Origin of the sequence: Kribbella orskensis, assembly GCF_004342085.1 — a bacterium.
Lineage (GTDB): Bacteria > Actinomycetota > Actinomycetes > Propionibacteriales > Kribbellaceae > Kribbella > Kribbella orskensis.
On sequence record NZ_SLWM01000058.1, the window covers coordinates 1 to 6749 of the forward strand.

Annotated in this window: 10 protein-coding genes; 3 read left to right on the plus strand and 7 right to left on the minus strand. The window is 69.7% G+C overall.

The window, feature by feature from the left end:
- A partial coding sequence (locus EV644_RS44125; protein ID WP_132197798.1) for a universal stress protein occupies nt 1–192 on the plus strand: 192 nt, incomplete at its 5' end.
- Nucleotides 193–465: 273 nt separating this feature from the next.
- Nucleotides 466–1062, plus strand: coding sequence for a CBS domain-containing protein (locus EV644_RS44130; protein ID WP_132197800.1), 597 nt, complete (start codon nt 466–468; stop codon nt 1060–1062).
- Here EV644_RS44130 and EV644_RS44135 read toward each other — a convergent pair.
- Entirely contained in the window at nt 1055–2068 is a 1014-nt protein-coding gene (locus EV644_RS44135) for a zinc-dependent alcohol dehydrogenase family protein (RefSeq protein WP_241999463.1), read from the minus strand. The genes EV644_RS44130 and EV644_RS44135 overlap by 8 nt on opposite strands.
- A 290-nt stretch (nt 2069–2358) precedes the next feature.
- On the opposite strand from EV644_RS44135, the gene EV644_RS44140 reads away from it, so the two are divergent.
- The gene (locus EV644_RS44140) at nt 2359–3324 is read left to right on the plus strand and encodes a lysylphosphatidylglycerol synthase transmembrane domain-containing protein (RefSeq protein ID WP_158293127.1); all 966 of its coding nucleotides are present in this window, start codon (nt 2359–2361) and stop codon (nt 3322–3324) included.
- Nucleotides 3325–3390: 66 nt separating this feature from the next.
- Here EV644_RS44140 and EV644_RS44145 read toward each other — a convergent pair whose 3' ends face one another.
- From EV644_RS44145 to EV644_RS44170, 6 genes are all read right to left on the minus strand, one after another.
- Nucleotides 3391–3636 carry an SHOCT domain-containing protein gene (locus EV644_RS44145; RefSeq protein ID WP_132197804.1) on the minus strand — a complete coding sequence of 82 codons (246 nt, stop codon included), beginning with the start codon at nt 3634–3636 and terminating at the stop codon, nt 3391–3393.
- Nucleotides 3633–4193, minus strand: a complete 561-nt coding sequence (locus EV644_RS44150) for a flavodoxin family protein (protein WP_132197806.1) — start codon at nt 4191–4193, stop codon at nt 3633–3635. The genes EV644_RS44145 and EV644_RS44150 overlap by 4 nt, the downstream gene beginning before the upstream one ends.
- A gap of 2 nt (nt 4194–4195) precedes the next feature.
- A complete protein-coding gene (locus EV644_RS44155; protein WP_132197808.1) occupies nt 4196–5128 on the minus strand; it encodes a universal stress protein in 933 nt (310 codons plus the stop codon).
- Between the two features lie 11 nt (nt 5129–5139).
- Entirely contained in the window at nt 5140–5763 is a 624-nt protein-coding gene (locus EV644_RS44160) for a PEP/pyruvate-binding domain-containing protein (protein ID WP_132197810.1), read from the minus strand.
- Nucleotides 5764–5902: 139 nt separating this feature from the next.
- Nucleotides 5903–6175, minus strand: a complete 273-nt coding sequence (locus EV644_RS48115) for a universal stress protein (RefSeq protein ID WP_369410629.1) — start codon at nt 6173–6175, stop codon at nt 5903–5905.
- Nucleotides 6061–6749: universal stress protein (locus EV644_RS44170; RefSeq protein ID WP_132197814.1), on the minus strand; the 689-nt coding region annotated here is incomplete at its 5' end. The genes EV644_RS44170 and EV644_RS48115, both read right to left, overlap by 115 nt.

Genomic DNA, 6749 nt, shown 5'->3' on the forward strand with positions numbered 1-6749 from the left:
GAGATCATCCACATCGACGGACATCCTGCCGAGCAGTTGCTCCGGCTGTCCGCCGACGCCCGGCTGATCGTGCTCGGCTCGAGAGGCCGGGGCGGGTTCGCCGGCATGTTGCTCGGCTCGGTCAGCCAGACGGTCCTGCACCACGCCGTCTGCCCCGTCGCGGTGATCCCGGCGGCCGCGATCGGAGGTTGATCCCGATGACCACGACCTCAGTGCAGAAGGTGCAACCCGGATCTGCTATCTCGCCGTGATCGCGTTCCACCTCGCACTGATGCTGTTCGGCTGGGGCTTCTGGCTGTGGTGCCGTCCCCGCCCTCGCGTTCGCAGTACCGGCCGCCGTCCACACCTTCCGCACCGAACGGACCGCGCGGCCCGGGTGACCCGGGTCTTTGGACCCTGCCGGGTGGCTGTTGCCGGGCGCATCGTTGGAGCACAAGGACCATCGAGCAGGACGAGGTGAGGAAGATGCTGATCCGGGAGCTGATGACGGCACCGGCGGTCACGGTGACCGACGAGACCTCGATCGCGGCGGCACTGCAACTGCTGGACGCCGAGAAGATCACCGCGATGCCGGTGGTGGACCGCAAGGGATTCCTCGTCGGCCTCGTCAGCGAGGCGGACCTCGTCGGCGACGCCGAGCTGATCGAGGACCGGGTGCCGATCGCCGCTGTGCGGACCACCGGCTCGTCACCGGCCCGGCGGGTCGCCGAGGTGATGACACATCTCGTCGTCAGCGTCGATCCCGAGGACGACCTCGAGGTCGCCATCGACCTGATGCGGACCACCATGATGAAGAGCCTGCCAGTGGTCCAGCACCGCAAGGTGGTCGGCATGCTCAGCCGCAGCGACATCATCCACCTGCTGGCCGGCCGCGACCAGCGGATCCGGGACGACGTCGCCGGCCTGCTGCTCGCCGAGAACCAGGACTGGCAGGTCGAGGTCCACGACGGCATCGTGACGGTCACCGGCCCGTCCGACCCGCACGAGCGCAGGCTCGCCGAAGTCCTGGCCGGCACCGTCCGCGGCGTCGTCGCGATCCGGATCAGCCAGCGAATCAGCTGACCGCGGCCACCAGCGATCCCGATCCTCGGCTGTGAGCCAGGTCGGACAACGCCCGATCAATGCGCTCGAACGGTACGACGGCGGTGTGCGCGGCAACGGGCAGCCGCGCCACCAGCCGGAACAGCTCTTCGCCGTCGAGTCTGGTGTTGGCGGTCACGCTCCGCAGGTCGCGCTCGCGAAACAGGTCCCGGTCGTAGTTCAGCACCGGCACGTCGCTGAGATGGATCCCCGCGACCGCCACCGTGCCGCCAGGCTTCAGCGCCTGCAACGCCAGCGGCACCAGGTCCCCGGCCGGCGCGAACACGATCGCGGAGTCGAGAGGCAGCGGCGGGACGTCCTGAGCTGCGCCGACGAACGCGACACCCAACTCGCGGGCCAGCCGTTGGTTTGCCTCTCCCCTGGTCAGAACGAAGACCTCCGCGCCTTGGGCGGCCGCCACCTGGGCGGTCAGGTGAGCACTCGAGCCGAACCCGTACAGACCCAACCTGCCACCAGGCGGCAGGGCAGCCCGCACCAGTGCTCGATAGCCGATGATTCCGGCGCAGAGGAACGGCGCGAGCTCCTCCGGCGCGCGGTCCGCGTCGAGCCGGTAGGCAAAGTCCTGCGGGACAGTCGTGTAGCGGGCGAAGCCGCCGTCGGCATCCCAACCGGTGTACGTCGAGCGCGGGCAGAGGTTCTCCGCCCCTCGCCGGCAGAACTCGCACGACCCACAGGTACTCCGCAGCCAGGCGATCCCGATCCGGTCGCCGATCTCGAACCTCTCCGCGGCGGAACCACGGGCCACGACGTCGCCGACCACCTGATGGCCCGGTACGACGTCAGGCCTGCGCGGGATCAGGTCCCCTTCGCACAGGTGCAGGTCTGTCCGGCAGATCCCGCAAGCCAGCACCTGGACCAGCACCTCTCCCGGCCCGACCGCCGGCACCGCCCGCTCGACCAGGCGCAGCGGACCCTCGTCGATCGGACCAGGTCGGCCAACGGCCCACACCTCCATCTGTTCGCTCACCTGTCGACCATCTCAGAACAACCGCGTGGACGGCAGAGGCCGATGGGCCTTTCGGCGGGCCGATCCGGGACCCGGAGCCCTGCCGGAGACCGCTCAGACCGAGCAGCCTTGAACTGGACCGGTTCGCCGGATCGCCATGAGAGGAGCCGTGATGATCGTGTGGGGAAGCAATGGCTCGCCGGTCACCACGGGCGGCTGAGCAGGCGGCCCCGTCTCCTCCGCGTCCAGCACGGCCGGCGCGCAGAGGCCCGACCGCTTTTGCCTTTCTGCGCAGCGCGGCGGGGCTACTGGTGCTGATCGCGGTGGTGGACTACTTCGTCCTTCCGACGCTCGCGGGCGCGCGCCAGTCGCTGCACCTGCTCGGAGAGGTCAGGCCCTGGTGGGTTGTCCTGGGCATCCTTCTGGAGGCGGCGAGTCTGGTCTGCTACTCGCTGTTCACCCGCAGCGTCCTGCGCAGTAGCCCGCTGCGGTTCGGCTGGATCCTCCGCTCGGACCTGACCGGCTTCGGTGTGAGTCATGTCGTACCGGGCGGAGGCGCCACCGCGACGGCGCTGCGGTTCCGGCTGCTGGTCTCAGGCGGGGCAAGCGTCGACGACGTGACCGCCGCGATCGCCGCCGAAGGTGTCGGCGCCTCGCTGTCACTCGCAGTCTTGCTCTGGGTGACCCTGATCCCGGCAGTGCTGCTGTTCGGGCCGACCGCCCTCTACCTGATCGTCCTGCTGGTCGGCGCCCTGATCGCACTCTGTGCGGTGGTCGCGATCCGGGAACGGTCCCGACTGGCCCGACCGGCCAAGCGCCTCCTGCGATTCGTGCTGCACCGGCTGCCCCGCAGGCTTCAACCCCACGTACAGGCGACCGCCGACCAACTGAGGGACCTGCTGACCGACCGGGACGTGCGATCAGCGTTCGCGCTCTGGCCGACAGCCAACTGGCTACTCGACGCGGCCGCCCTGTGGGTCTTCCTGGCCGCCTACGGACACGTGATGGATCCGATCGGCCTCTTGCTCGCCTACTGCATCGCCAGCCTGCTGGCCGTTCTGCCGATCACTCCGGGCGGGCTCGGCATCATCGAAGGCGTCCTGATCCCCTGGCTGCTCGGCTTCGGGGTCCCGGCCGGTGTCGCCGTACTGGGCGTCGTGTCCTGGCGGCTGATCCAGTTCTGGGCGCCGATCCCCGTCGCCGGCCTCTGCTACCTGTCCCTACGAACCCCGGGCTGGCGGAACAGAGTCCCCGGCCGGACTCGGCCTCCCAGGTGACCAACTGCCGACTCCACGCCGCACACGACCGAACCCACGGCCGATGGCCTTTCCAGGGATGGTCGGTCAGACGTCGAGTTCGTGTTCGCGAAGGCGGGCCCGGGCCTCGTCGAACTCCTCGTGGGTGATTTCGCCGGAGGCCAGCCGGCGCTCGAGGATGTCGAGTGGTGACGGGTACCGGGTCGCCGGATGTGGCGGCGGCTTGCGGATCGCGCGGACCGTCGCAGCGACCGCTCCGCCGATCACCGCGAACCAGACCGTCAGCCCGAGCAGGATCCAGCCCAGGCTCGGATCGAGCGCATCGTGCATCATGCTGATCGCCTCATCCTACGGCGGATGGGACCAAGCACCGGCCGGAGCTCCCGGCCCAGGTCCACACCCCACTGCTGCGCCCGAGCCAGCTCGTGCTCCTCGATCGGGCCGGTGGTGTCGTCGACGAAGAAGGTTGCCGGCGGCACCATCGCCCTGAAGTCCCGGCGGCGCAGGAGTTTGGCCGCGGACCGAGCGGCCGAGCCGGGCAGCCGGCGGAGACTGGTGATGCGGGTGTCGAAGGTGGCTGAGATCGTCGCGGTCGTGCGGTCCGGGAGGGCGCCGAGCCACTCCCGGATGCCGGTGTCCGCCGGCATCACGACATCGCCCCGGTTGACGGCATCGGCCCGAGTCGACGGCCGGCTCATGCTGAACGCATGGGTCGGACCGCCGACGACGAGGAGCCGCACATCAGGGGCTATCTCGGCCGGCGCCCGGTCGACGCGCACCAGATCGGTGTCGATAACGGTGCGGAGCCCATCCCCGATCGCCTCAGCGACCTTCCAGGTGTTGCCGAACATCGATTCGTAGACGATGAGGGCACGTGGCGTCCCGGACATGATCAAACTCCTAGTGTTACCTCGGTGGCACGGCATGGGGCCGGCGGCGCTCCACGAGCCGATCCCACGGCAGCGGTCAGACGATGCGGAACGATCGCGACCGGGCACGTCATCGCCGCAACGCAACGCCGCGCGACCGGGTCCGGGATCGACAGCGAGTTGTCGTGCGCACCTACGACCATCAGCCCGACATCCGCACTCTCGCGCACCAGTACCTCGGCTGCCGGCCGGCTGCTGAGGTAGCGGGTGACCTTCACCTCGGGGAACTCACCGATCCAGGCCGCCACCGCCTCACTGATGCTCAGATCGGCCCGGCTGAGCCACGAGTGATCGACGTCCTCGTCGTTCCCAGCGTGGTCCGGCGGCAGTCCGGCCCGTACGACAGTCAGATCTCCCCCGCGTTCGGCGGCGGCCAGGAAGGCGAACTCCACCGCCTCGGCCGACAGCGCCGACCCGTCGACACCGACGGCGACCTTGCGGTCTATCGCGGACGGCCGCCACGACAGGGGTACGACGAGTACCGGGCAGCCGACCCTGGCAGCCAGGTTCAGATTCGCCTGAGCGGCCTGCAACCGCTGAGGACCGCGCTTCGGAGTCCTGCCGACGATCAGCAGCCGCGCGTTCCGGGCCGCCTCCGCGAGCACGTCCGCCCGCGCGCCTTCCTTCGACACCGTTCCCAGTTGCAGGCCATTGCGATAGCGATGCCTGACATGCCCGGCGGCCACCCGCAGCCAGGCATCAGCCACCTCACCCGGTGGCTTGGGCAACTCACTCGCGCGCATCGAGGAGGTGCTGTGCGTCCCGGAGGAATTGACCAGCACCAGGTCGGCACCAGATCGAAGGGCCTCCAAGCACGCATAGTCGATCACGCGCAGCCCTTCGGCCGCGCCGTCCACCTCGACGACAACAGGCCCACTTCGTACCTGGCTAGCCATCTCACGCCTCCTCAGCTCGCGCTCCGGGTGTGGTTTCGCTCCAGCACGATCGCCCAGGCGGCAAGCCTCAGCAGCTCGGCATCGTCGACGACGTAGCCGGAGCAGTCCACCGCGGTAGGCGCGGCCGGGGCCGGAGCAGCCGCACAACTCTCGCGCTCGATGCCGATCGACACCGCCACGTCCAACTGACTGGAACCACGAGCCTCGCGATCAGCGATCGCCTCGTCCGTGAAGAGTGCCGCGAAACACCGTTTGCAGGCGGCCAGTACGTCGCTCGTCGTCCTCAGGTCCCGGAACATCTCCAAGCGTCCGGGACTGCCGACGCTGCGTACCGTGACCACAGTGCCGTCGCCCCCCAGTCGGGCGTACCCGGCCGCGATCGCATCCGCGACGGGGTCCGGCCACCCCGCATCCGCGAACGCCGTACGGATAGCGGCGCCGACCGCGATCAGATCCCGGCCGGCCCGCCATCGGCGAAGCTCCCCCGCGATGTACGGTCGCAGCCGGGCCGACCTCACGAACTCGTGACAGGCGGCCATGGTCACGGCGAACCCAGTGGACGCCTCGGCCTCCTGGCGCCGTTGGGGCACCAGACGCACCGGTTGGTACAGCCGGGTGGTTCCGGACTGGCTCATGGCCGACCCCTTCCGGTCGCGCTTGCCTACGGCTACATTCCATCGCCGCGTGCGACCACCCCACAGGGCCGAAAGTCCCCGTCCCTCCCGACTCACAACGGTTTCGAAGGCCGTTGGTCCCCTGGCGAGCCGGCCTGCGTCACTGACCGTCGCGTGGCTCGTGGACGACGGCGACGGGGCACGGAGCGTGGTGCAGGACGCCGCGGGCGGTCGAACCGAGCAGCATCGCGGTCAGCCGGCGATGGGTCCGTCCGCCGAGAACCAGCAGCTCAGCCTTCGTCTCCTCGGCAGCCGCGATCAGGCCGGCGACCGGGTGCCCCGTCGCGTCTCCGCGTGGATGTCGAGCTGCGGGTACTTCACCCGCCACTTGTCGGCGATGGCTTGCAGACGCTTGTCGCTCTGATCGAACCACCCGTCGTAGAGATCCGTCACCGAAGCGGCGTCCCAGCTGTACATGCCCGGCAGGTCCCAGACCCGCACCAGCCGGAGCGGAGCCTCGCGCTGCACAGCCGCGGTCGCCGCGAAGGCGAGGGCTGCGTTGTCCTCCTCCGACTCGTCCACGCCGACCACAACAGGTGCGCCGGGGTGGTGAGGGTTCCAGGCATCCGGAACGACCACCACCGGGAGCTCCGCGAGGTGGGTGATCGCCTCAGCCGTCGAGCCGATCAGCAGGCGTGCCAGCCGCCCGCTGCCCATCCGGCCGACGACGAGCATGCTCGCGCCGGCGTTCGCGGCAGCCGTTCCGAGCTTCGCGGCCGGTCGGCCAGTGAGGATGTCGGTGCTGTGGCCGATCGCCTCGTCATGGTCGGCCAGGTAATCCGCTACGTCGGCGACCAGGCGCTTGGCGGCCCTTTCGACGCTGGGAGCGGTGGACTCGGGGCCGAAGGGCATCTTGTCCTCGATGACATGCACGGCCCGGATGGGCTGCCCCCGCAGGTGGGACTCCCGCAGCGCCCAGTCGAGCGCGCCGCTGTTCCGCCAGGATG

What these genes read in the sequence shown, in the direction of transcription:
- EV644_RS44130 (WP_132197800.1), top strand. Translation starts at nt 466, where the DNA reads ATGCTGATCCGGGAGCTGATGACGGCACCGGCGGTCACGGTGACCGAC.
- EV644_RS44145 (WP_132197804.1), bottom strand. Translation starts at nt 3,636, where the DNA reads ATGATGCACGATGCGCTCGATCCGAGCCTGGGCTGGATCCTGCTCGGG.
- EV644_RS44150 (WP_132197806.1), bottom strand. Translation starts at nt 4,193, where the DNA reads ATGTCCGGGACGCCACGTGCCCTCATCGTCTACGAATCGATGTTCGGC.
- EV644_RS44155 (WP_132197808.1), bottom strand. Translation starts at nt 5,128, where the DNA reads ATGGCTAGCCAGGTACGAAGTGGGCCTGTTGTCGTCGAGGTGGACGGC.
- EV644_RS44160 (WP_132197810.1), bottom strand. Translation starts at nt 5,763, where the DNA reads ATGAGCCAGTCCGGAACCACCCGGCTGTACCAACCGGTGCGTCTGGTG.